This window comes from Pseudohongiella spirulinae (genome assembly GCF_001444425.1).
GTDB classification, from domain to species: Bacteria; Pseudomonadota; Gammaproteobacteria; order Pseudomonadales; family Pseudohongiellaceae; genus Pseudohongiella; species Pseudohongiella spirulinae.
This window is the reverse complement of the sequence record NZ_CP013189.1, coordinates 1,891,943-1,916,467: the sequence shown is the minus strand read 5'-3', so window position 1 is coordinate 1,916,467 and position 24,525 is coordinate 1,891,943. Positions and strand designations below refer to the sequence as shown.

Genomic DNA, 24,525 nt, shown 5'->3' with positions numbered 1-24,525 from the left:
GATTGACCTGATAAAGTCACTGACGGTATAAAGCTGGTTTGCCTGACCAGATGTAAGTGATTAAGTGCTGTACAAAAAAATCCTGAGAAAAGCTCGAACCGTCACCCGTAAAACCCAGTTTCAGTTCGCGATTAGACACCAGTTAAACAGCAAATGGCAAAGCGATTGTTCATGCCTGGCACTGTCCCAGCGACATTTTTTTCTGTTCCATACCATTCATCAGGCCTGCTGGGTTAACCAGATTCCCTTCCCCGACCTGATTGCAGGTCAATCGTTTAACGATAAAATACAGTGGCTGAAGCTGTTCGGGCAGGATTCTCGAATGGTCGCACTAACCGACAAGCTGGCACTCAAACAAATTGTGGGCCAACGCCTTGGAGCCGGGTTTGTAGCAACTACGCTGTCCCAAGGCGCGAGTTACCGGGATGTCGACATCGCCAGCCTGCCAGGACAGTTTGTGCTAAAGGCTAACCACGACTCCGGATCGGTCTATTTTGTCCACAACAAAAATGATTTTCCTGCAAAACACTATGAGTCTCGTCTGAATCGCGCGATTAGCCGGACATTTGGTAAAAGCGGCGGGGAATGGCAGTACTGGCCCATCCCCAAGCAGGTGTTTGCCGAAGAATTGCTGCCGTTTGTTGGCGGGGCGCCACCACCGGATTACAAGTTTCACTGCTCCGATGGTCAGGTGCTTTGGCTGCAATATATATTCGATCGGGGTCGCCATACAAAAGAGGTTATTACCGATCGCGATGGTAAGGTAATGGGGTTGAATTTTGATCAACACATGACCAGTGTTTTTGAATTCAAGCGTCCGGCTAACTGGCAGGCACTGTTGGACGTGGCCGAGGCCATGTCACGCGGATTCCAGTACGTGCGTGTCGACCTGTATAACTTGCCGGGCCGGATTGTCGTTGGCGAAATGACCTTTACGCCGCTTAACGGCATGTACCAATCAGAGGGAAATATTGAGTTGGGTAAACTTATCCACTTGGACCGCACCAAGGTCAGGGACCTGGTCTGTGCTGAATTCCCCGGCCACACGCGTCGATGGCCCTGGTAGCTAAGGGTTGGCGCCAGCGCCTTCAACGTGTGCCGGGCCTGCGCGCCCTGTGGTCCGCTCAGCACGGGCTCCGTCGATACGTGTTGTATCTTGGTTTGCGCGCCTGGATGCCTTTGCTCTCCAGATACCCGGCGCTGTCGCGGATCAAGTCCAGGCCGCATCATCTCACAACCCCGCTAGTGGTTTCTCTGACCAGCCATCCGCCAAGATTCTGGTGTCTTGCACTGACGCTGCAGTGTCTTTTGCGCCAGACCGTTAGGCCGGATCATCTGATTCTCTGGATTGCCCACGAACACAAGTCTGAATTGCCTGATGCGGTATTAAAACTTCAGATGCGCGGTCTGGACATTCGTTACGTAGAAGATCTTAAGTCGTATAAAAAGCTGATCCCGGCTTTACAGACCTTTGGCTTTGACGTGAATCACGTAATCGTTGACGACGACATGTATCAGGCACCGAACTGGCTGGAATCGTTGCTCGATGCCCCCTCAGAGAATGAGGTGGTTTGTCATTTTGGGCGGTATTGGTGTGATGAGCAGGGGAGAGTGTCAACCTATCGACAGTGGCCTGCAATGGATCCGGGTGCTGTGTCTTGTCGTGGTTTCATTATTGGCCATGGTGGTGTCTGGTTTCCGCCGGTCAGTCTCGGGCCCGAGGCATGCGATTATGAGCTGGCGGTGCAACTTTGCCCCTTGCAGGATGATGTCTGGTTTACCTGGCATGCCTTGATGCGCGGCTACCGCATTCGCCGGACTCCTCGGTCAACACGCCGGTTCAGCTGGCCCGGCGCGGATGCAAATGGCGTAGCACTGTCCGACCAGAACAACCCGCAGCATGGCGGCAATGATTTAGCTATTGAGAAGATGATCAAGCACTACGGTAGTCCGCTGTCCAGCTTCGAGGCGCGGCGCAAGTCCCAATAGGAAAGTCTGCCTTCAGCTTGGAAACTCAGCGTGAGTGCCGACTCCAATGCTGACTGTGCCAGTTGACCATGAATATTCAGCAGGTAAAGGTGGTGATATCCCTTGTTGTAACGGACAACATATGCCCTGTAACTGTCGCTGTTGTGCAGATAGTGTGACAACACTGCGCGAGGCGCGCGGAATACGGGATTTCTGGCATGCTGCCATGCGTCGCTGTCGGGAGTCAGGCTGCTCTCGATCTGCGTTCGGGTGAGCTCACAGACATTCTGTTGGCAGTATGAGGAAAAATCGGCACTTCCGGCGAGGTGCGCAAAGTACAGGTCGGCACGCAGCGCCGCAAGGCTCTCCGGAGTCACCTGTGTCAGTGCAAATTCTGGTGTATTGAGGCCAATCAGATCAAACTTTTGTCCGGGTAGCCAGAAGCTAAATCTGCCGGCCTCGGTGATGGCAAACCGGGTCTGGGACGAGGTGGCGTACGACAGAAAATAGGGAAACGAGTTTATGTACTCATGTTCCCGGAGATAGGACACCCGGGCGACGCTCGCCTGTGCAGCCTGATTGACAGCCAGTACAAGCATCGCAACTATGCTCGCATATGTTGCTCGGTTCCAATACTCAATGGCCTTGGAATGCCGGGATATCAACGCCCCCAGATAAATCGCGCACCAAAGAATCAACACGGTTGTTGCCGGTGCCTGAAAGCGATCGGCGATATTCTGCGACTGATTGGCGAACAGCAAGGCTATCAGCAGTACGCCAACCGGCAACGATGCTGTTAACAACCGCCATCGGTGGTTACTCAACAGAAAAACCGTCAACGCAGCAGCGCCCAGATAGAAATTGCGAGCCGCCCAGTCCACGTGTCCGGCGAGGCCGGGCAGGACCTGTGCATCGGCACTTTTTACTATCAGCGGCAAGGGTAACCAGTATCCAAAGTATTGAATGCGCCAGACAAAATAGATGATACCCAGACACAGACAAGCGCCCGAAACATAGAGATAGCGGCGCATACAGGCAGTTTGCCGGCTCATGATTGCACCAATCAGCGTTGCGGTGATCCCTATGATCACCCCGTCGGGTCTTATCAACCCGGTGACAAGACCCAACATCGGTATATAGACCAGGTGAACTCCCGCCGGGCGATAAAGCAGATAAAAGAGCAGGGCAATAGCACCACAGTAAAATCCCGTGCTGAAGCCAGCCAATGCGGCCTGGGTGACTTGAGATGTCGTGATGAGAAGAACCAGCAAAGCAACTGATCCCGCTTGCCGCCAGCCCGCCATCGTTGCTCCGGACAGTTTGACGGCAAGTCCGGTAATTATGGATAAGCCGGCACCATTCAGAATGTGTGCAAACAGGGCACCATCAATTCCGACGCGCTCAGCCATTGCCAGCAGTAGCATCCAAAGGAAATCGGTAGCGCCTTCTGCAGGCGCTCCACCTGCAAAATAGCTGATGCCATAACCATCTGCCAGGTTTCGGGCGTAGGTGTTAAGAATATAGGCGTCTTCGTGCGGGTGGCCGGTTAACAGCAGCCAGACAGCCACGCAAAGATATGTTGTAAATACAAAAATTGGTGCGCCAATTAGTGATAACTGATGTGTTTTAATCATGAAAATTCAGAGTGACTGACCAGTGTCTGAAAAATTCCGTTCTTGTGGCTTAGCTCAGCAAACGTTCCAGTGCCCACCAAGTGCCCATGATCAATCACAAAAATCGTATCACAGTGTTGGATAGTGCTTAGGCGGTGGGCGATTATGATGACGGTTTTTTGTTGTCGCATATCCGCAATGGCATCCATGATATGGCGTTCACTGATCGTGTCCAGTGCACTGGTGGCTTCGTCCAGCACGACCACGGCGGGGTCATGATACAGGGCGCGTGCGATGCCAATACGCTGGCGCTGGCCGCCTGATAACTGCACGCCGCGCTCGCCAACCAGTGTGTTGAGTCCGTCGGGGAGCTGGTCAACAAATTCGTTGATGTGCGCCAGTGCTGCCGCTCGCTCAAGACGCTCTTCATCAATATCTCCCCTGCTGAGGCCCAACGCGATATTGTCACGGATGCTGGCATCTGCCAGATAAATGGATTGTGGTACGTATCCAATACTGTTTTGCCAGGCCCTGCGGTTGTGGTCACTGATAGTCTGGTCATCAACAGTCAGCTTTCCGCTGTCCGGGGGCAGCATACCGAGAATCATATCCACGCACGTCGATTTGCCTGCGCCCGAAGGCCCGACGAAGGCAGCGGAGTGGTTGACCGGAATGCTCAGCGAAATCTGATTCAGCGCTGGCTCTGATTTGCCAGGATAGGTGAAGCTGACTTTCTCCAGGGCGATCTGCTGTTGAGGCCTCACGGCTTCTGTTGCCACAGTCTGAGGGAGCTGCGTTTGTTGCGAGATTTCAAGATCCTCTTTAATAGCATGAAACGCCGGCAGGTTTCCTCGAATCTGCGCCAGGCTCGCGTATATCTGCTGAAAAGCCGGCAACAATTTAAATCCGGCCAGCGCGTAAAGAGATAACAGTGGCAACAGTGTGCTGCTGTCACCGTTGTCGGCGCGCAATAAATAAAGCACCAGCATAATGACAGCACCAAATGCGGTCAGTTCAACCAGATAGCGGGGTAATTGCGCGAGCGCGTTCATGTTGCCTTGCTGACGCGCCAGGTCATGTGCACTGTCAGTGTAATCAGCGATAAACTGTGGCTGGCGCCCAAGCAGCATTAATTCCTTGATAGCACCGAAGCCTTCGGTCATAAGACGATACCGCCGTCGGCCGGCAGCACTGGTCTGCTCGCCGATATGTGACAGGCGTCGGCGGACAGTCATGAACAAAACCGCGTAGATGGAGAAAAAAGCTACCGCGCCGATCGCAGCTGCTACGGGGTTGACCAGAAAGACGGTCACCAGCAACAGCGTTGAGGTCGCTATCCGGGCATTCAGCTGCAGTAGGGGGTTGATAATCTGTGACATCACGCGATGACATTCACCAGCGATATGATTGGTCAAGGTGGCGCTATGGTGCGTGGAGTGAAACAGCCAGGGCTGCAGCAGATAATGTTGATACAGTCTGATGCTCAGATCGGCGCCCAGGCGCTGGCCTGTGTGAATGATATGCCAGGACGTGAGGATGCTGGTGAGGCTACTGAGAGCAAGCAGGCCAAGCACTGCGACACCCGACCAGAACAAAAATATATCGTGCGAAGTGGCACCACTGGCCTGATACAGTTGTGCCAGAAATGTCTCGCCACTCAGTACGTCCGGGTTGCTGACGATGGTCATAAAGGGCAGTATGGATGCCACCCCAATCACTTCCACTAGTGCCATCGTCAGAATCAGCCCCTGCAGCATGATGATCTGTCGGTGCTGCGCCGGGGAAAGCATGGACCAGAGGCTTCGAATGTCTTTCCACATGCTCACAGTTTATCCTTGAGCGATTGAACAACAGGCAGAGTCCGTAAGCGATCATACAGGCCAGTGGCCTTTAGCAGCGGCACTGGCCACATCAGCAGCTTTCGCCGCCAGTCGCCACGATCCAGGCGAACGTGTTCAAACAGACCTTCAGCCTGGGCAATGCGAAAGTCCTGCGTTTGCCACCAGGGTTGAATAACCCGTTCAGGCCACGTAATGTCGTGGGGATCGTTGGCTGTAAAATAATCACCTAGCGTTGCAAGCAGCCAGTCCCGACGATATAGCGCCGGATTGTCGGTGTAGTTCATGTGGCGCGCGGTGGTTTGCAGGAATTGCGGTTTGTCCGTGTTGCGCTGAATTTTGTCCGGATATACCTGCTCCGGATGATCCAGCCAGTAGAGGCTGTTGAACAGATGACTTTGCCAGGCTTGCTCATTGCCGCGCACATTGTCGGTCGCCCAGTTGGGCTCGCCCGGGCGGCTGCGGCTGCGGTAGAGCACGACATCAATATCATACCGGCTAAGCAGGTCAATACCATCGGTCAGTTCTGAGATGTCCTGTCGCAGATCGTGAATAAGTCGAAAGTCGTTTTGTAAGTAAAGAATGTAGGGGTGGCGTGCACGTTCTGCCAAAAATCGGTAGGCCGCACCAATGCCGATGTTGTGTCCAGCTCCGTAGTACTGAAGACCATAACGCTTGGCGATGCGAATGTCTTTGGCCGACATCTGCTGAAAGAAGATTAGCTTGTCATCTGTGATATCCAGCAGACCGTTTTCACGATAACTTTCCAATGTGGCTATCAGGGTCTGGTGGGACTGCCAGCTAAGTATCAACAGGGAAATCGGTATCATGCTGCACCCGCTGACAGAAATCTGTTGCGAATCAGGTGTGGTACACCCTGGCCCAGGAAATCAAGCCGTGCCAGGTGACTGTCGTTAACATAATGGTGGCTGCAGGTCCTGGCACTTAATGCCTGCTTCGTCGAGATCTGGTAGGTGTCCGGTAGTCGTTTCATGGTCTCACCCAGCGTTGCAAACAGGGCGGCCCAAACTGTCTGTTCCAACCAGACAAGTCTGGGGCAGGGCTGGCGCTGGTAGTATGCCCCCAGGCATTGTTCGACGAAGCCAATATCGTACAGACCACCGTCGGGTAGATAGAACAAACCTACATTGACCTTACTGATGCCACGAGTGCCAAGTACCGCAGGCCATCGTTCGAGCGGCCAGGTATAGGCGTCTTGCCAGTCGCTCATGTAGAAGCCTTTGTTCTGCCGGATGGCTTCAATGATTTCTTTGGGTTTTTTGAAAAACAGTACGTCAGCATCCAGCACCATGAACGCGCGTTCACGAGAGTACCAGGCAAAATCCAGAAGTTTGATGGCCGGCCAGCTGTATTCGGTGATTCGGTAGCGATAGGCATTCGGATAATTCGCCAGCGCTGCCGACATATCCTGGTTTGCCTGTTCAAAGGGAATGATGCGAGCCTCGGGAAAATGCTGCAACAGTCGCTGCTGATGTTCCTGACTTAAGCTGCCGTCATCATGAATTATCAGCCGTGGTCGAAGCTCGCTGTAGCGCAGGAAGCTGTTAAGTGCCCATAAGCCGTTGACCACATCACGGGCGCACAGCAGGATGTGCAGGTCAAATTCGTCACGGCCCAAGCCGGTTAATGGCGGTTCCTGAAGAATCCTCTTAAGCTGTGCGTTATGGCGCCAGGCTGTCCATTGACTCAGGACACGTCGTTTCAGCGCCCTGAAAGTTGTCTTTGGATGTCGCAGGCGTCTGACGCTGTGCCAGGGCGTGCGTTCGCTGAACAGACCTTTAACGCCAGCTTGCTGAATCAGCGTCGTGTCTGTTTGTGTGGGATAACGATACGAGAGGGCGGTGAGGATACATTCTTCTGTACCGAGATGGCCTGCGGCAATTGTCTCGCCGAGCAACTGACTAAAGTGCTCTGCCATGGTCTGAACGATACTGCTGCCACCTCCGAATATGCCACCTTTACAGCAACGGTCAACGAAGTCAGTTTGGCAGTAGTTGGCCAGGGCGCCGCGATCGAAACCATGCACCTCTGTATTCTTCTCATAGGGTTTTGCCAACATGCGCAGTTTGCTGGGCTCGCGTATGAATTGCTGAAAAAATGCTTCGTTTACCAGCTGATGTTCGCCGGGGTAGAGGTGCATATGGATGCCGGCATCGATCCAGATGAAGTTGTCGTTATTGTCATTTGACTGTTCTGCTGCTTGTGCCAGCCAGCGCATTTTGCTGTTGACCAGCGGGACATACAGCTCCAGCGTTGCCATGGGTGAGTTAGTCAACCACTCTGCCTGAGACAGCCACGCCCCGGACGTACGGATACGCTGAATGCTTTCGAAGTGAGGCGACTGCCGCAATTGTTCATGGTTCAGAGCATACAGTCTGGTTTGTCTGCCCTGCCGCCAGCGCAGGATTTTGGCGTGCATGGCCGGCGCGGCGTGAATGTGAAACGGCAGATCGAGCTGACAAAGTCGCTTCAGACTTCGTTCATAGGCATGCCACTTGCGGCGAAATCGCGGGTTTATCTGGCTGCGATTGATGTCCAGCAGGGCTGTGACGAGAGTTGGTTGATGCATGTGCTGGGGGTCGAATTTCGTGCTGCTCAAAGGACTGAGCCAACTTTATCACACACTTACTTAAATTGATCGCCTTAGCTTGTAACACCCACATTTCTATAGAATTTTGATGTGTGCATGACTGCTTTGCCGTTGCAGATGGCCTGCAGGGGGTTTGGAAATCCTAAAAATTTGCGCAAAACCGCCAGCCATGGTCTATAAACCAAGTAGAACAGCAGCTGGAAGCAAAAAAGAAGATGCGTAAACTTGTGATGGGCTTTGATGGCACCTGGAACACACCCGATCAGATGGATCGTGATCGCCAGGTGCCCACCAACGTGGTGAAGCTCTTGCGGGCCCTGCAGTCGGGTGCGGGCCTGCTCAAGTATTACGACACAGGAGTAGGGACGGTAGGGCGGCTGGACAGGCTGTGGGGCGGGGCAGCCGGGCGCGGACTGTTTGCCAATGTGCGTGATGGCTGGCTGTGGCTGAGCCGACATTACCGGCCGGGTGACCGGGTGTATTTGTTTGGCTTTAGTCGTGGGGCCTATACGGCGCGCAGCCTGGCGGGCATGTTGGCAATCTGTGGTATCGGCCCGGGCGAGGGTGCTGCCCAGTCGCTGGCCGATGAGGCTTGCCGCATCTACCGCGAGCGCGATCCGGACAAGCGCGGGCGGATGGGGGCGCGCTTTGTTCACGAGCATCATTGCCGGCCAGGCACCGTCGACATGCTGGGCGTTTGGGATACCGTGGGTGCCATGGGGCTGCCCACGCGTGGACCCTTGGGCCAGGTCACGCGCCGTCGACATGGGTTCCACAATGTGCGTCTCGGCGCCAATATCCGACATGCTTACCACGCCCTGGCACTCAACGAGCAGCGCGCGGCTTTTACGCCCTCGCTCTGGCAGCATCCGGTGCCGCCCACCGTGCAAACCGTGCAGCAGATGTGGTTTGCCGGCGTGCATTCCAACATTGGCGGAGGTTACGCCTGCGCGGGGCTGTCAGACATTGCGCTGCAGTGGATGTTGTCCAGGGCAGAGTCACATGGCCTGGCATTGAACCAGAGTTATGTTAAGCGGCGCATCGATCCCGATGTCTTTGGTGAACTTCGCGATTCACTATCCATGCTGTATCGCACACCCCTGGCCGGTGGGCCTCGCCCGAGAGCAGTCGGCACTGGCGTGCCGGGCGAGGCTGTGCATCTGTCGGCCTGGCAGCGCTGGCGGGCGGTTAGCCGGCCGGATGAGGCGCCGTGGTAATTGATCGGGGGACGGAGGCGGTCTACGTCCCCAATTAGGTATACCCTGCCAGCTCAATCCGATTCCTGCCTTGATCCTTGGCCTGATACAGGGCTGCGTCAGAATGCCTCAATAGTCCCTCCAGTGTCGGATTAACCCTTCCCTCGGTACTGGCAATGCCAATACTGACGGTCACCGATATCTGCTTCCCGAAGTACTCAATGCTGGAGGCTTCCACATCACGCCGCAGGCGTTCCATGACCTGCCTGGCGTCAGCCGGGTTACTGCCCAGCAACGCAATTGCAAACTCCTCTCCTCCCAGACGTCCTGCCAGATCGGCATTGCGGAGCACATTCAGCGCGATCTGCGAGAATGTTTTGATCACTTCGTCGCCCGCGCCGTGGCCGAATTCATCGTTGATACGTTTGAACTTGTCCAGGTCGAGCGTGGTCAGCGTAAATGGCTGATTGTTGCGCACACTCAGGCGCAGCAGCGCCTCACAACGTTCCAGAAAGGCGCGCCGTGTGAGCAGACCGCTCAGATCGTCGTATGTTGCCTGATGGCGATGCAGCTCCTCGAGTCGCGTCACCTTGATGATGGCGCCGATGATGATCCATGTGGTAATTGGCGCGATGATCCCGGGTGCCAGCGCTGCGATAACAAATATGACGGGCAGCATTGGCGAGTTAGTGACGGCAAGTGCGGTGTAGGTGATCAGTAGAGAGGCTACAACGCAGAGCAGGGTGACGCCAATGACCCAGGCCACACGCGTGCGCTCGTGCGTGGCACTGTCCGCGTAAAAATGTTCGTTGATCAGATCGTTGAGCGACATGCGTTTTTTTGTCAAGTCTGTTTCGTGAGCCGGGATTGTAGCGCAAAAACCTGCCGACTATTAGCCCGCTGGGTCGCATGACCCGCACGCGCAACAGGTGCAAAACGTCACCGACCCGCGCTAAACTGCTGCTCTGGTTTTCTCTCAGGGAATGAAGCAGTATGAAAATTCTGGTGACCGGCGCGGCCGGGTTTATTGGTGCGCATCTGGTCCAACGGCTGGCAGCACGCGGCGATGACGTGGTCGGGCTGGACAGCATTAACGACTATTATGATGTAAAAGTTAAATATGGGCGCCTGGATCGGGCGGGCATCAGCCGCCATGCTATGGAATACGGCAAGTTGCAGGTGTCACAGACCCTGCCCAACTACCATTTTATCAAGCTGCAGATGGAAGACAAATCCGCGCTGAATGCGCTGTTTGCGGCCGAAGAATTCGATGCGGTATGCAACCTGGCCGCTCAGGCCGGTGTGCGTTACTCACTGACCAACCCCCAGGCCTATATCGACTCCAATATCGTCGGTTTCATCAATATTCTGGAGGCCTGTCGGCACCACGGCGTGCAGAACCTGTCTTACGCCTCCAGCTCGTCCGTCTACGGCCTGAACGAGACGCTTCCGTTTGCCACCACCCACAACGTGGATCACCCCATCAGCCTGTACGCCGCCAGCAAAAAGTCGAACGAGCTGATGGCGCACACCTACTCGCACCTGTTTGGCATCCGCACCACCGGCCTGCGCTTTTTCACCGTCTACGGGCCGTGGGGCAGGCCTGACATGGCGCTGTTTTTGTTCACCAAAGCCGCGCTGGCCGGCGAGCCCATCAAGGTGTTCAACCACGGCAACATGCTGCGCGACTTCACCTACATTGATGACATCATCGAGGGCGTGGTGCGCGTGATCGATAACCCGGCCTCGGCTGACAAAGCGTGGTCCGGGGCTGAACCCAACCCCGGCAGTTCATCGGCTCCGTTCAAGATCTACAACATCGGCAACAACAACCCCGTGAAGCTGCTGGATTTTATCGACGCCATCGAAAAGGCGCTGGGTGTGCCAGTGCAAAAAGAGTTCCTGCCGCTGCAGGCCGGCGATGTGCCGGCGACCTTTGCTGATGTGTCGGACCTGGTGGAGGATATGGGTTATAAGCCGGCGACGCCGGTGCAGCAGGGCATTGATAACTTTGTACGGTGGTACCGGGAGTTTTTTGGGGTTTGAGGCGCAGCTACCGCCCCAGCCAGCCCAGTACCTTCTCCAGTCGGCTTTTCTCGCTGCTGAAACGGTCGGCCAGGCCGATGCTGATAAACACACCGATGTCGCCGTCGCTACGCCAGCTCAGGCCGGTTGTCAGCTTGTTGTTCCAGTGCAGCGCCAGGCCATGGCCCACGTTTTTGCTGCCATCGCGGTCGGAGTAGGTTGTGATCAGTGACACGCCCAGCGGCCGCCTCATGCGCACATCCGTGCCACTTCCAGCGAATTTCCAGGTATTGAAACCGATCCATTCCATCACCACAGCGGGTTCGAAGCGGCTGCCGTCGCTGGCTTCATCTACATATTCCATGCCGATGCTGGGGTGCAGCAGGATGATCTGACGTTCGGGCGGGATGCGATCGACCAGTGCCAGTTCGCGGCCGGATGTGCGCTCACGCTGCCGGATATCGCTTTGATACAGATGACCGTTCAGGAGCATTTCCCAGGGATACTGAACGCGGGCCTCGTTGCTGTACAGATCCCACATGACATTGTTGCGCTGGAAGGCATGCAGGTTGATGCCCAGGGTGCGATCTGCCCGCTGATTGACTTGCTGCATCAGGTTGGCTACGCGCAGCAACTGTTCCAGACTTTCGGTAGCCTGCTGGCAACCGTCCGAGGCGGGCTGTGCCTGACAGTTGGGAGTCAGTATGGTGTTGATTGGCTGCAGTAGCGGTACGTTATTGACGCTTGGGCCGTAACGGTCTTCCTCCAGTGCGAACTGCCAGCCGCCGTCGCTGTCACGCGCCTGCCGTAAGGCATCGGTGGTCTGTGACGGGGCTTCGCCGCGCAGCCGCTCTGCGACAGTGCGTACGGCCGACGCGCCCGCCAGATTGGCGTTTTCCAGGCGAATAGCCTCGCTGGAGACGGTATTGGCCAGGCGTTGCACGATGGCCTCCACTGCCTGCAAGTGACTTTCTTCCAGCCTCCCGGTAGAGGGGATCTCGGCCTTGCGCAATTCCTGCCTGACCCACAGGGTCAGCTCGCTTCTGTCATTGTCCTCGCCATAACAACCGCGCAGATTGACCTGGATCCCATCGAAGATTGCGTCGACGTTGGCACCGGTGGGTGTCTCGCAGGCGATGGCAGTGGTGGTTACCAGCAGACTCAGGCTCATGATGAAGGCGCTGATCAGAGCGCTGATGGCGTGCAGGCTTTTTCCTCTGAGGCGTGTGTTCATCACAGTGTCTCCAGCATTTTGTGGAATGAATAACCCATGCTCAGCAGGTCCTGCAGTTCTCCGCCGTGCCGTTCGATCAACTGTCGTAGCTCCTCTGCTTCACCTTCCAGGTGGGCGTCAATGACAGCCTTGCGGTAGGTCTGTTGCGCCTTGATCTGCTCGGCTTTGCTGACGATGCTCATGTTGTCGCAGGTGGCGCGGAAGAAGGGAATGTGTACGGCCGGATTCTCCAGGTAGTGCTCCAGTGCGTGTACATTTTTCTGCCGGATTTCGGTGGTCTTGATGTCCTGAAAGCGGCTGTGCCGTGCTGCCTGGGTGGCGGCATCCAGCCAGGAGTGACTCGGCTCAAAACGCGAGGGGCGGGTGAAGGGGTCAAACATGTTCCAGGCGTTGAGAAAATAACGCATTACTGCATCGCGCGAAGGTGTCATGGCTGGTCGCACGCGTGAGTTGTAAACGGGTATTTCATTGCCTTTGCTGAGGATGCGCGAAACATTGGCGCAGGCCAGGTAAGTGTGCAGTGAAAAGTTGCGGACGCTGAGCGGAGGAATATCAGCCGAGGGGGAGCTGGCGAACATCAGGTGAAGCGTGTCGTGGGTGACGGCGGTGCCCAGTGAGTGCCCGATAATGGACCATTTGACCGGGCCGGCGTTTGAGCTGCGGTGCTTTTCGAGTGCTTCAGTGATGGATTTGGCGACGTATGTGCGAACGGGGTCGCGCACTGTAGGGAAGAATCGGTAGAATATGACATCGAGTACATGAGTGCGAAAAAAGCCGTCACCGGTGCCGGACTGGGCCAGGCGGGTGAGGGTCTGGACCAGTCCGCTGCTGACACCCATTGCGATCAGACGTTCCTTTATGCCGTCTGATTCGTTTTCCCAGGCATCGCGAATACTTTCAAAAATATGGTCGTAGGTTATCTCATGGAAGCTGTAGGCGCGGCTGTATCGGGCCGGGCGACAGAGCGGGTGGCAGAAACTGCGCCGACAACCACAGGTGTCGATCCGCCTGGCGACGTGTCGTGCCCGTTGACAGCCTGCCTCATCTGCATCAAAGTGCTCTCCTTATAAAAACAACAGAGACGTCTCCACATGCAAAGACGCAACTTTCTGAAAGGCGCTGCTGCCTTACTGGGCACCGTGCCGATTCAGTCCGCTTTGTCGGCACAGCCTGCGCCCGCCAGCCAGGAAAATGCGACACCTGACACTAGTGCGCATATGCTGAGCAGCTCCCGGGGGCTCGCGCCGATTATCGCCACGCCTGATCGCATCATCGAGATGAACGTCTGTACGCGCCCCTTTCGACTGCAGGGGCCGCGCATTCAGGATGAGCGCATCGGCCGCAAAAACGTTGTGCATAACTATGGGCATGGCGGCAGTGGCTGGTCTTTGTCCTGGGGCACGGGTCGCATGGCCGTGCAGTTGGCCGCCGCCCATGGACGACGGGAGCTCGCAGTCATTGGCTGTGGTGCAATCGGCCTGACTACAGCGCTGGTGGCGCAGGAGGCTGGCTATCGGGTCACCATTTATGCCAAAGAGCGCCCGCCGTATGTGTCTTCGCATCGGGCGACCGGCTCATTTACGCCGGATTCGCGCATTGTCAGTGCTCAGCATGCACCGGCATTTGCCAGTCAATGGGAGCAGATGGCCAGGTATTCGTTCCGGCGCTTTCAGTCCTATCTGGGTGTCGACAGCCATCCGATTGAGTGGCGCGACATGTATAGTCTGTCCGATCGGCCGCCTGGCTCGCCTCGCACCCCCGAGCACCACCACCGTCCCCCGCGCACCACCACCGTCCCCAGCGCCCAGTAGACAGAATCCTCATTTAGGTTTAACGTGACCCTCGGCAACAAACAACAATAATGACAAGCTTTGTAGGGAGTCAATCAATGAGAAGAACAACCCTGTTCAGTCTGGCCCTCGTGGTCGTGGCGATGCTGCTTGGTGCGCCGGCCCGTGTTCTGGCCCAGCCTGATATCTTGCCCGCCGAGCCTTTTAAGGTCGGCACCTTTGCCGTCAATTACGAGCAGTTCTCCGGCCTGGTGATGCGCGACGATTCACTGATTGTGGATATTGTGCAGGCTAATAAGGCGCTGGAACTGATGCCGCAATATCCACCGGTAGCCATGCCCGACGATGTGCTGGGTCTGATCGAAGGCTACGAATATGGCCTGAAGTACCGCGTTTATGAGATCGTGAACTGGCTGGCGGAGTCCGGACAGCTGCAGGGCAATAATCTGCCGGGTTTCATCCACCGCGTTGCCGATGTGGATATCCGCGCGCCCATTCAATACCCCAGTAAGATCATGAATGCCGCTGTGAACTTTTATACCCACGCCTGTGAGGGCTGCACGGAGGAACAATTGCGCGAGCGGACCCGTCAACGCCAGGAAAACCGCGGGGTGCCGTACCTGTTTCTGAAGCCGACCCGCGGCGCAGTGATCGGTGATGGCGAAGATGTGATCATGCCCTATGGCCGTGACGAGATTGAATATGAAGTGGAAATGGCCATCGTGTTTGGTCGCTCCGGCAAGTACATCTCTGCACACCGCGCCTATGACCACGTATTTGGTTACATGGTGGCCATGGATATTTCCGACCGCGGTGGCCGCCCACCGGGTGGTTTCAGCTCTGGCCAGGACTGGTTTGTTGGCAAGGGCCACGACACCTTTGCACCACACGGCCCCTGGATTGTACCCAAGGAATTCTACGGCGACCCCATGGAGCGTCTGCACCAGATCACCGTGGTTGATGGCGTGACTGTACAGGAAGCCAGAGCAGGGGACATGATCCACAACATCCCCGAGCTGATTGAGTACGCCTCCTCACTGATCACCCTGTTCCCCGGCGACGTGCTGCAAAGCGGCACCTCCGGCGGCACCGGCTCTGGCCGCGTCGAGCGCGCCACCGGTTCCGGCTACCTGATCGACGGCGAAACCATCAGCGCCAGCATCGAGGGCATCGGCACGCTGACCCACCGCGTGGTGCGCGAAACCAGTGTGCCGGACGACCTGTCCGGTTCACAGCTGCCGCCGACAAGGACTTACCGCAATCGTTGAGGGTTGTGACGCTGGGGACGGAGGCGGTCTACGTCCCCGTCCACTGTCCGTGATCAAGCGTCTTGGTGGTGAATGCGGTGACGGTCAATCAGGTCACGCTTATCCCTGGCGGCAATTTCCGATAAAGCGCGAAGCCTGTCTGAGCTCCGAGCCCGCGTAGCGCGCGAGGGCGAGTTCTGCAGCGCCGGAAATTGCCGTCAGGGATGTGGCCGACCGTCACCGCATTCACCACCAAGACGCGACCAACAAATCAAGTAAATGGGGACGTAGACCGCCTCCGTCCCCCGCGCAACTCAATCTCCCCCAAACAGGTCGCGGGTATACACCTTCCCCCACACATCCTCCAGCGCATCCACCATCCGATTCGCGATAATCACATCACTCATCTGCTTGAACGCTTCCAGATCACGGATCACCCGCGAGCGGAAGAAATCCTCCTCCTTAAGCTCCGGCTCATACACCACCACCTCGATGCCCTTGGCCTTGATACGCTTCATCACGCCCTGCACGCTGGAGGCACGGAAGTTGTCGGAGCCAGCCTTCATGATCAGGCGGTAGACGCCGACGATTTTGGGCTGCCGGCGGATGATGTCATCGGCAATAAAATCCTTGCGCGAACGGTTGGAATCAACAATGGCGCGGATCAGGTTCTGCGGCACATCGTCGTAGTTGGCCAGCAGCTGTTTGGTGTCCTTGGGCAGGCAGTAACCACCATAACCGAACGAGGGGTTGTTGTAGTGATTGCCAATGCGCGGATCCAGACTCACGCCGTTGATGATCTGCCGGGTGTCCAGGCCATGCACAGCGGCATAACTGTCCAGCTCGTTAAAATAGGCCACTCGCATCGCCAGGTAGGTATTGCTGAACAGCTTGATGGCCTCGGCTTCAGTCGCATCGGTAAACAGCACCGGCACATCCTGTTTGATCGCGCCTTGCTGTAGCAGCTCAGCAAACTGCTGCGCACGGGCTGACTGCTCGCCGACGATGATGCGCGAGGGATACAGATTGTCATACAGCGCACGGCCTTCGCGCAGAAACTCCGGGCTGAACATCAGATTGGGTGTGTTAAACCGCTCGCGCGCCTCTTTGGTAAAACCCACCGGCACCGTGGACTTGATCACCATCACCGCCTTCGGGTTGATGGCCATCACATCCTGAATCACCGCTTCCACAGTGCGAGTGTTGAAGTAGTTGGTCTGCGGGTCGTAGTCGGTCGGGGTGGCGATGATGACGAAGTCGGCATTGGCGTAGGCCTGCTGCTTGTCCAGTGTCGCTGTCAGATTCAGAGGCTTGTTGGCCAGGTAGTCCTGCAACTCGGTGTCCACGATCGGGCTCTCGCGCCGATTGATCATGTCCACTTTGTCCTTAACGATATCCAGCGCAATGACCTGATTGTGCTGGGCCAGCAGCACGGCGTTTGAGAGGCCAACGTAGCCGGTGCCGGCGATGGTGATGTTCATGGTGACGTCCTTTTTCAGTTAGGCCAGTGGTCGTGCGCTGGGGACGTAGACCGCCTCCGTCCCCGGCGATTCTATCAAGCGCCACAATGGGGGTCTATAAGCCTGCCGACAACGGAAACAAGGGCAATATTCTGCGCGGTGGTCTATAAAGTTTTGTGACTCCATGATACTTTATGATAGACATTTATATTGATGTATATCCATCGGATTGAGAGTTTTATTATGCAGGTATCAAAATGGGGTAACAGTCTGGCCATTCGCATCCCTGCCTCAGTGTCTGAGGTATTACAGCTTAAAGAAGGTGACGACATTGAAGTCGTTGTGGCGGGCACAAGGACGTTTGAAATCCGGCGGCAGCCCTCCCGTGATGAGCTTATGGCTCAACTGAAGGCTTATCGTGGCCGCCTGCCCGCTGATTTTATTTTTGACAGGGATGATGCCAATGAGCGAGGAGCGTAGCTTTCTTGATACCAATGTGCTTCTCTACTTGCATTCTGCTGACTCACGCAAAGCTGACACGGCGGAAGCGCTTATAGCGGCGGGTGGTATAGTCAGTGTGCAGGTACTGAACGAGTTGACACATGTGCTGCGACGAAAATTGCTGTACTCCTGGCAAGAGGTCAACCATGTACTTGATCTGATGGAGCGCCTGCTGCAGGTTGTACCGCTGACCCAGGAGGTTCATCGACAGGGGCGGCTGCTGGCAACACGTTATAGTCTGAGTGTTTACGATGCCATGATTGTTGCTGCTGCGATGCACGCCGACTGTGACGTACTTTACTCGGAGGATATGCAGAGCGGACAGCAGTTTAATGGTGCGATGCGTCTGGTGAATCCGTTTAAATAGCAGGGCCATCAGTAGATCACCCTTGATATTGCCGAGTGTGGAACTGCGCGGGGAAGCGCTCTCCTGTACTGAGTGCTCCACCGCGTCCTCTGGCACATTAATACGCTATTGTGTTTCTCATTATTGGCAATATGGTATTTTTGTATACCATGAGAATCATTGTATTTCTAAACGAGAACGGCTATGCCCTCGAAATCTCCGGCAGTGACCTCTGATATTAAGTTCCGCGCCAGAGAGATTGGCAGGCAGATACGTACCAGACGCAAGGCGCTCGGCGTCAGCGCGACGGCACTCGCCGAGTCCGTTGATATGTCGCGTGTCACTGTCCATCGAATGTCCATCGAATAGAGAAAGGTGAGTTATCGGTCACCTGTGGTGCCTATCTTTCAGTTTTACAAGCGCTAGGTATGGCAATGACTGTTCACCCTGATCAATATGGCATAAGAACCATAGTTAATGTCTTTGATGTGCCAATCAAGTTTGAGATTATTCGGGAAGTGAGGATAGGCTTGGATACCTCTGGGGGGGATGACAATGTGTGCGGAGTGCCCACTCTGACAGTGGTTGACATGGCGGCCAGCAAATTGCTGGCTAATTCTGATCGATGCATGCAGGTTATGAGCGTTTCCCTGCCAAGAGCTGTAGTCTGGACAAATATTCGAAAGCTAAAACGGGTCATATCATAATGAACAATATCCACCAGCAGACTTTTTCGGTCACATTGGCCGATCGGGCAGCCATGAAACAGCAGACGCCTGCCGTGCTGTGGTTCACCGGTCTGTCGGGCGCCGGCAAGTCAACCATCGCCAATCTGGTTGAACAGCAGCTGCTGGCCATGGGGCGCCACACCTATCTGCTGGACGGCGATAATGTGCGACGCGGCCTGTGCGCCGATCTTGGTTTTAGCGATGCTGACCGGGTGGAAAACATCCGCCGCGTTGCAGAGGTGGCCGCCCTGATGACCGATGCGGGCCTGATTGTGCTGGCCGCATTCATCTCACCCTTCAAAGCCGAGCGCGAAGCCGCACGCCAGAGCATCGGCGCTGACCGTTTTTTCGAGATTTATGTGGATGCCCCGTTGGCGGTCGCCGAACGGCGTGACGTGAAGGGCCTGTATGCCAAAGCCCGAAGAGGGGAGATCAGGCACTTTACGGGCATTGATTCGCCCTATGAAGCGCCTGAGGCACCTGCGCTGGTGATCAAAACTGAACATGAGACGCCTGAGCGGAGTGCTGCACGGGTGGTGGAGTTGTTGTTGGGGGATGCTGGGGACGGGTGGTGACGCGGGGGACGGTGGTAGTGCGCCTCCGTCCCCAGCGCACTACCACAAAAGCTGCTCCATCAGCACAGTAGCCGCCGTTTTTGCCGTCAGCTCGATTTCATCCGGGTCAGTGTTGTCCCCCACCTCATAGGTGACGGCGTGAGTCTGGTAGACATCCGCGATGAACTGCTTGAATACGCCACCGCCCGGATTGTCGCCGGGCACAGCTTCCAGATTATAATCCGGGAGCCGCCGATCAGTTTCGGTCAACCAGTCGTTGGTCAGCTGCGGATTGTGGCGATCTTTATTGTCGGGCATGGTGTAGTAAACATTCCGATTCGTCGAGTGAAAATCCAGCGCAAATACAAGCTCCTCGGGTGATTGCACGCGCTCCGCTAACGCTGCAGCAACGGCCCGCGTTTCGGCCTGACTCAAGGCATGCCAGTCGCGATTCAGGTCCATGCCACGGCTGTTATGTCGCCAGTTGCCCGCGGCCACACCGTCTGGATTGACGTTAGGAATGATGAGCAGATTGTACTCAGCCCGGAACTGTTGTGCCAGAGATGTATCACTTAAGACTTGATCAGAAAATGTAAAAAACGCCATTGCCCCCGTCACTTCTGGTGGATGCTGTCGGCCGATCAAGAGCAGCCACGACTTGTCGTCGCTTTGCTCGGTTGCCAGGCTTTGGAGCGCCTGTATTGCCCGACCCTGTTCACTGACGCCCAGCTCTAACAGTTGTATGTCCGGCTGGGTGGCATGTCTGTTCAGCCACCGAGCGTAATGCGCATCAACAATCAGAGGTTGCCCCGCAACATACAGTGTGTTGCCATCAGTCTGCAGATTAAACTGCATATCAGCCTCATCAGCCTCAAACTCCAGTGTGTGCCAGTTGACTCCATCACGACTGGCCTTGGGAGCGTAGCGGGCAAATCCTGCGCTGGCACTCAACGTAATCTGAAGAGATTGTTTTGTATCACTGATAACCTGAAAAGCATACCAGGCACTGGGGTTGACCGGTGTAAATGCTGGGTCAATACGCAGTTGGTAGTGATGTTCATCAAGTTGTTCGCAATGATTCAGACGGGCGCCGGCAAAGTCACGGACGAAGTGTACCGTGTCGAACCGGCACACATCGGTCGATATATTACCTGACGGTTGGTCATGGCATGCCGCCAGCAGTAGCAGGGCGACAAACAACAGTCCTTTATACGAGGTTCTCATATTCCGTTAGTGCCTCCGGATTCAACAGAGCAGCCTTGTTTGCAACCGTCTTGCCATGAATCGTATCACGTACCGCTACTTCCGCCAGTTTGCCATTCAGTGTGCGCGGTATGTTCTTGACCTGACAAATCAGCGCCGGAACGTGACGCGGTGAAGCACCCTGACGGATAGCTTGCTTGATACGGGCGATCAGCAGGTCGTCAAGTGGCACATTGTCCGCCAGTTGCACGAATAAGACGATACGCACATCTCCCTGCCATTGTTGGCCCACAGCAACAGCATCTCGCACCGGATAAAGGCCTTCAAGTTGTCGATAGAGTTCTGCCGTTCCGATACGCACCCCGCCCGGATTCAATACAGTATCAGAGCGACCATGAATCACCCATGAGCCGGAGTCAGATTGTTCGGCCAAATCACCCTGACACCAGAAGTTTGGAAAACGTTCGAAGTAGGCCGCACGATACTTTCTCTGCTGGTCATCGTTCCAGAAGCCAACCGGCATACTGGGAAAAGACTGTCGGCACACCAGCTCACCTTGCTCTTCGATGACCTGCTTTCCTGAGTCATTAAATACCGCCACATCCATGCCCAGGCCGGCGCACTGGATTTGGCCGCGATACACCGGTAGCAGCGGACAGCCCAGTACAAAGCAGGACAGAATATCAGTGCCGCCAGACATGGACTGAATAGCCGCGGTCGGACTGATCTGTTGATGTACATAGTCGAAGCTGCTCTCACTGAGCGGTGAACCGGTCGACAGTACAGTGTGCAGCCGTGACAGCCGGTGAGACCGAAGAGGGTTCAGTTTGGCCTGTTCAGCTGATGCCAGGTAGCGCGCTGATGTACCAAAAATACTGATACCCAGTGAGTCGGCAAGGTCAAACAAAATGGACGGCTGTGGATGGAACGGAGAGCCGTCATAAAGTACCAGCGTTGCGCCTGATGCGAGGCCGCTGATCAGCCAGTTCCACATCATCCATCCGCAGGTTGTAAAGTAAAACAGCACATCCTCTCGTTTCAAGTTCAGGTGCAAATGGTGCTCTTTACGATGCTGCAGCAGGGTGCCACCGTGCCCGTGCGTGATGCACTTGGGGGCGCCAGTGGTACCGGAAGAGTACATGATAAAGAGAGGGTGATTGAATGGCACTGCCTTAAAGGCAATACTGCCTGCTGGTCTTGTCAACGCCTGCGTCCACTCAGTTACAGCACAAGCCGCATCAATTGTCACTTTTTCTTGCTGATAGATCTCCGGTAGCAGCACCAGGTGGCGCACTGAGGGTAGCTGGAGACATAATTTTTTAAGATTCTCCTGGTGCTGATGGATTTTTCCAGCGTAACAGTGGCTGGATACAGCAAACAGTATGACTGGTTCTGTTTGACTGAATCGGTCGATCACACCATTGAAACCAAAGTCTGGTGAACAACTTGTCCAGACCGCGCCCAACGCCGTGCTGGCCAGCATGGCAATGACTGTCTCGATGCGATTAGCTGTGAAGCCAGCGACCCGGTCGCCTGTTTGCACGCCCTGTTCCTGCAGCCAGACTGACAGTCTGGCGACCTGCTGTCGCAATTGGTGATAACTGATACGTTGACGGTGGCCAAGCTCATCGCAGAAGATGAGCGCTGTGTGCGTGTCCCTGAATCGTAGCAGATTCTCGGCATAGTTCAGTGTGGTATCCGCGAACCATTGATCCTGCCATATCTGCTCGCCCCGGTTCAGAACCTGGCTTCCACGCTGCTGTGTGATGACGCCGGTCTGCTCCATGCATGCCTGCCAAAACGCCTCGCGCTCAGTGACTGACCAGTGGTGCAGTTGTTCGTAGCTGTCAATAGGCTCTTGCTGCACTTGCCTGGCAAAGTCGAGCATGTGGCAGTCAGTTGCTGGAGTGTGATGCCAGTCAAACCTGGCAGGGGTCAGTTGTTTTAGTTTCATGTCGGGAAAAAGTGCTGGCGTATATCATCGGCATTAGCCAGGGGGCGCCCTGATGAAGTCAGCTGGCTGACAAAGTCATTCAACAACTGGGCGTTATCCTCCGCCAAACTGCCATCGGAACGATAAAGATTGTTTTCAAAACCAAGCCTGACATGCCCTCCGGCGCGTGCAGCCACCAGCATGGACTGATGCTCGGTGGCGCCGAAACAGCAGCAGGCCCAGTTGCCACAGCGAGTATCCCAGGCATTGATAAAGGCCTGTAGTTCCTGCGGATCGCCCCTCAGATCCTGACTGTAGCGGCCCAGTACGAATAATACTGATACCGGCCCGGGTCCGAACACGCCCCGTGCGTGAAGCTCAATAAAGCGTGATACTTCCTGGGCTGAATACAAAATATATTGAGCCCAGATACCTTGCTGGCGGCACCACTCAAAAAATGCAGCACTGTGAGCAACGCTGTCTTCATCCGGGCACAGTTCACGCAGGGCCAGTGAGACGGCTTCCGGTTTCAGTTCCTTCACTATCTGAATCTGCTGCTCCCGGGTGTAGATGCCGACCGCTTCTGTAGTGACCTGAATTACGAGGTCGTCACCTACGGTTTTTCTGATCGCAGCGATAGCCTGGCGATAGCGCTCGGGACTCAGACTGTGTTTACCACTATCGTCACGTACATGCAGGTGTAGCACGCTGGCACCAGCCTGCAAAATATCGGCTGCGCAATCTGCCAGTTGTTCGGGGCCGATGGGCAGCTGAGGGTGATCTGCGCGGGTCTTGCGTGCGCCGTTGGGGGCACACATGATCATCAGCCTGTCAGGCGATTGTGTTGTCATGGGTCACCATCGATTTGAGTTCGTTATGGTCAAGCACTGAGCTCAGTTTGCTGAGCAGCTCGTCAATATGCTGATCCTGATAAATGAACGGAGGTGCCAGCAGGATGTGGGTACCATTCGAGCCATCCACGCTGCCGTGGCCGGGGTAGATGATCAGGCCGGTATCCATGGCGCGCTGCTTCAAGGTCGAGGCGAGCGCGGCGCTGTTGGCCGGAGCGCGTCGCGAGGTGCGATCACTGACCAGTTCGATACCGATAAAAAGGCCGCTGCCGCGAATATCTCCGACATACGGGTGTTCGGCCAGTTGCGTTCGTAATGCATTGCGAATGAGTTTTCCGCTGCTTTGCACCCGGTCCAGCAGATTCTGCTGCTCCAGCACGTCCATGACCGCGACACCGGCCGCGCAGGCCGTCGCGTGCCCGATATAAGTGTGACCATGAGCGAAACTGCCACAAGCATCGACGATGGTGTCGTGTATGTCTTGCCGGCAGATACAGGCGCCCAGCGGCTGATAACCGCCGCCCAGTCCTTTAGCCAGAGTGACAACATCAGGAACGACGTTTTCCTGTTCAAAAGCAAAATAATGACCGCTGCGACCGGCGCCGCACATGACCTCGTCCAGAATCAGTAACACCTGGTACTGATCGCAGATCTCCCGTATGCGTCGGAAGTAGTCAGTGGCAGGCAAAACCACACCCAGTGTGGCGCCGACAATAGGTTCGGCAATAAAGGCAGCAACTGTTTCCGGCCCGGCTTCCAGGATGGCCTGTTCTAGGGCGTTGGCGGCCCGCTGTGCAAACTGCGCGTCCGATTCGTCTTCGCGCTGGTGTCGATAGCTGTAGCAGGGCATGATGCGTGGCCAGTCCTGCAGCATGGGGCCATAGGTCTTGCGGCGCTGAACATTGCCGCTCACAGACAACGCCCCCAGAGTGTTGCCGTGGTAGCTTTGCTGGCGGCTGATGATCTTGTATTTGCTGGAGCAGCCTTTGGCCAGCCAGTACTGACGGACCAGCTTCAATGCGGTTTCATTAGCTTCCGAGCCGCCTGATAAAAAATAGACGCGGGCGCCGACCTGCGGAAATCGATCAGCCAGGCGCTGTGCCAGCTCTTCCTGCGGCTCATTGGTGAAAAAAGCCGAGTGGGCAAAGGGTACTTTGTCCAGTTGTGCCTTGATGGCCCGGATAATCTGCGGGTGGTTGTAACCCAGGCAGGAGACTGCCGCACCGCCGCTGCCATCCAGGTAGGCTTTGTTGTGCTGGTCATAAAGGTAGACGCCATCCGCACGCTGAACCATGGGATAGCGGGTTTTGGGAGATCTGTAAAATACCTGGGACATATTGGCCTGTTCAGAGAATGAAATGTTGCTATTTATGTTTTGGCCTATGGTTGGGCTTTTTGGTACATAAGTCAAATTGTATTATTTGCAA

At 55.7% G+C, this 24,525-nt stretch carries 22 protein-coding genes; 10 read left to right on the top strand and 12 right to left on the bottom strand.

Annotated elements, in window-relative coordinates:
* Positions 1-64: 64 nt before the first annotated feature.
* Positions 65-1,066, top strand: a complete 1,002-nt coding sequence (locus PS2015_RS08750) for an ATP-grasp fold amidoligase family protein (protein WP_058021845.1) — start codon at positions 65-67, stop codon at positions 1,064-1,066.
* On the top strand, positions 1,054-1,989 hold the full coding sequence (locus tag PS2015_RS08745) for a hypothetical protein (protein ID WP_058021844.1): 936 nt from the start codon (positions 1,054-1,056) through the stop codon (positions 1,987-1,989). The genes PS2015_RS08750 and PS2015_RS08745 overlap by 13 nt, the downstream gene beginning before the upstream one ends.
* Here PS2015_RS08745 and PS2015_RS08740 read toward each other — a convergent pair.
* The 4 genes from PS2015_RS08740 to PS2015_RS08725 are packed head-to-tail and all read right to left on the bottom strand — an operon-like array spanning position 1,941 to position 8,009.
* Positions 1,941-3,602 carry a hypothetical protein gene (locus PS2015_RS08740; protein ID WP_058021843.1) on the bottom strand — a complete coding sequence of 554 codons (1,662 nt, stop codon included), beginning with the start codon at positions 3,600-3,602 and terminating at the stop codon, positions 1,941-1,943. The genes PS2015_RS08745 and PS2015_RS08740 overlap by 49 nt on opposite strands.
* Entirely contained in the window at positions 3,599-5,401 is a 1,803-nt protein-coding gene (locus tag PS2015_RS08735; protein ID WP_058021842.1) for an ABC transporter ATP-binding protein, read from the bottom strand. Before PS2015_RS08735 ends, PS2015_RS08740 begins: the two co-directional genes overlap by 4 nt.
* Positions 5,402-5,403: 2 nt before the next feature.
* Positions 5,404-6,249 carry a glycosyltransferase family 2 protein gene (locus PS2015_RS08730; RefSeq protein ID WP_058021841.1) on the bottom strand — a complete coding sequence of 282 codons (846 nt, stop codon included), beginning with the start codon at positions 6,247-6,249 and terminating at the stop codon, positions 5,404-5,406.
* Complete coding sequence (locus tag PS2015_RS08725; RefSeq protein ID WP_058021840.1) at positions 6,246-8,009, bottom strand: WlaTC/HtrL family glycosyltransferase; 1,764 nt, start codon at positions 8,007-8,009, stop codon at positions 6,246-6,248. Before PS2015_RS08725 ends, PS2015_RS08730 begins: the two co-directional genes overlap by 4 nt.
* 236 nt (positions 8,010-8,245) lie before the next feature.
* Here PS2015_RS08725 and PS2015_RS08720 point away from each other — a divergent pair, with 236 nt between their 5' ends.
* Positions 8,246-9,247 carry a T6SS phospholipase effector Tle1-like catalytic domain-containing protein gene (locus PS2015_RS08720; RefSeq protein ID WP_058021839.1) on the top strand — a complete coding sequence of 334 codons (1,002 nt, stop codon included), beginning with the start codon at positions 8,246-8,248 and terminating at the stop codon, positions 9,245-9,247.
* A 34-nt stretch (positions 9,248-9,281) separates the two neighbouring features.
* Here the strand turns inward: PS2015_RS08720 and PS2015_RS08715 are convergent, their stop codons facing one another.
* Entirely contained in the window at positions 9,282-10,073 is a 792-nt protein-coding gene (locus tag PS2015_RS08715) for a GGDEF domain-containing protein (RefSeq protein ID WP_156412696.1), read from the bottom strand.
* Between the two features lie 146 nt (positions 10,074-10,219).
* Here PS2015_RS08715 and PS2015_RS08710 point away from each other — a divergent pair, with 146 nt between their 5' ends.
* Complete coding sequence (locus PS2015_RS08710) at positions 10,220-11,272, top strand: NAD-dependent epimerase (protein ID WP_058021837.1); 1,053 nt, start codon at positions 10,220-10,222, stop codon at positions 11,270-11,272.
* Between the two features lie 7 nt (positions 11,273-11,279).
* On the opposite strand, the gene PS2015_RS08705 is transcribed toward PS2015_RS08710, so the two are convergent.
* Positions 11,280-12,485: a hypothetical protein gene (locus PS2015_RS08705; protein ID WP_058021836.1), complete on the bottom strand. Its 1,206-nt coding sequence runs from the start codon at positions 12,483-12,485 to the stop codon at positions 11,280-11,282.
* Positions 12,485-13,324 carry a hypothetical protein gene (locus PS2015_RS08700; protein WP_058021835.1) on the bottom strand — a complete coding sequence of 280 codons (840 nt, stop codon included), beginning with the start codon at positions 13,322-13,324 and terminating at the stop codon, positions 12,485-12,487. The genes PS2015_RS08705 and PS2015_RS08700 overlap by 1 nt, the downstream gene beginning before the upstream one ends.
* Positions 13,325-13,576: 252 nt before the next feature.
* Here PS2015_RS08700 and PS2015_RS08695 point away from each other — a divergent pair, with 252 nt between their 5' ends.
* Both PS2015_RS08695 and PS2015_RS08690 read left to right on the top strand, forming a co-directional pair.
* The gene (locus PS2015_RS08695) at positions 13,577-14,296 is read left to right on the top strand and encodes an FAD-dependent oxidoreductase (protein ID WP_058021834.1); all 720 of its coding nucleotides are present in this window, start codon (positions 13,577-13,579) and stop codon (positions 14,294-14,296) included.
* Positions 14,297-14,373: 77 nt separating this feature from the next.
* A complete protein-coding gene (locus tag PS2015_RS08690; protein ID WP_058021833.1) occupies positions 14,374-15,543 on the top strand; it encodes a fumarylacetoacetate hydrolase family protein in 1,170 nt (389 codons plus the stop codon).
* 293 nt (positions 15,544-15,836) lie between these two features.
* Here PS2015_RS08690 and PS2015_RS08685 read toward each other — a convergent pair whose 3' ends face one another.
* Entirely contained in the window at positions 15,837-17,003 is a 1,167-nt protein-coding gene (locus PS2015_RS08685; RefSeq protein ID WP_058021832.1) for a nucleotide sugar dehydrogenase, read from the bottom strand.
* Between the two features lie 222 nt (positions 17,004-17,225).
* On the opposite strand from PS2015_RS08685, the gene PS2015_RS08680 reads away from it, so the two are divergent.
* The 4 genes from PS2015_RS08680 (at position 17,226) to cysC (ending at position 19,132) form a co-directional block, all read left to right on the top strand.
* Positions 17,226-17,462, top strand: coding sequence for an AbrB/MazE/SpoVT family DNA-binding domain-containing protein (locus PS2015_RS08680; RefSeq protein ID WP_058023226.1), 237 nt, complete (start codon positions 17,226-17,228; stop codon positions 17,460-17,462).
* Positions 17,446-17,850, top strand: coding sequence for a PIN domain-containing protein (locus PS2015_RS08675; RefSeq protein WP_335338226.1), 405 nt, complete (start codon positions 17,446-17,448; stop codon positions 17,848-17,850). The genes PS2015_RS08680 and PS2015_RS08675 overlap by 17 nt, the downstream gene beginning before the upstream one ends.
* A 183-nt stretch (positions 17,851-18,033) precedes the next feature.
* A complete protein-coding gene (locus tag PS2015_RS15590; RefSeq protein WP_156412695.1) occupies positions 18,034-18,198 on the top strand; it encodes a helix-turn-helix domain-containing protein in 165 nt (54 codons plus the stop codon).
* 337 nt (positions 18,199-18,535) lie between these two features.
* On the top strand, positions 18,536-19,132 hold the full coding sequence (gene cysC / locus PS2015_RS08665; protein WP_058021829.1) for an adenylyl-sulfate kinase: 597 nt from the start codon (positions 18,536-18,538) through the stop codon (positions 19,130-19,132).
* 39 nt (positions 19,133-19,171) lie between these two features.
* Here the strand turns inward: cysC and PS2015_RS08660 are convergent, their stop codons facing one another.
* The 4 genes from PS2015_RS08660 to PS2015_RS08645 are packed head-to-tail and all read right to left on the bottom strand — an operon-like array spanning position 19,172 to position 24,434.
* Positions 19,172-20,335, bottom strand: a complete 1,164-nt coding sequence (locus PS2015_RS08660) for a M14 family metallopeptidase (protein WP_058021828.1) — start codon at positions 20,333-20,335, stop codon at positions 19,172-19,174.
* Entirely contained in the window at positions 20,319-22,268 is a 1,950-nt protein-coding gene (locus PS2015_RS08655) for an acetoacetate--CoA ligase (protein WP_237113300.1), read from the bottom strand. The genes PS2015_RS08660 and PS2015_RS08655 overlap by 17 nt, the downstream gene beginning before the upstream one ends.
* On the bottom strand, positions 22,265-23,098 hold the full coding sequence (locus PS2015_RS08650) for a beta-keto acid cleavage family enzyme (protein WP_058021826.1): 834 nt from the start codon (positions 23,096-23,098) through the stop codon (positions 22,265-22,267). Before PS2015_RS08650 ends, PS2015_RS08655 begins: the two co-directional genes overlap by 4 nt.
* Positions 23,079-24,434: an aspartate aminotransferase family protein gene (locus PS2015_RS08645; RefSeq protein WP_058021825.1), complete on the bottom strand. Its 1,356-nt coding sequence runs from the start codon at positions 24,432-24,434 to the stop codon at positions 23,079-23,081. The genes PS2015_RS08650 and PS2015_RS08645 overlap by 20 nt, the downstream gene beginning before the upstream one ends.
* Positions 24,435-24,525: the final 91 nt, after the last annotated feature.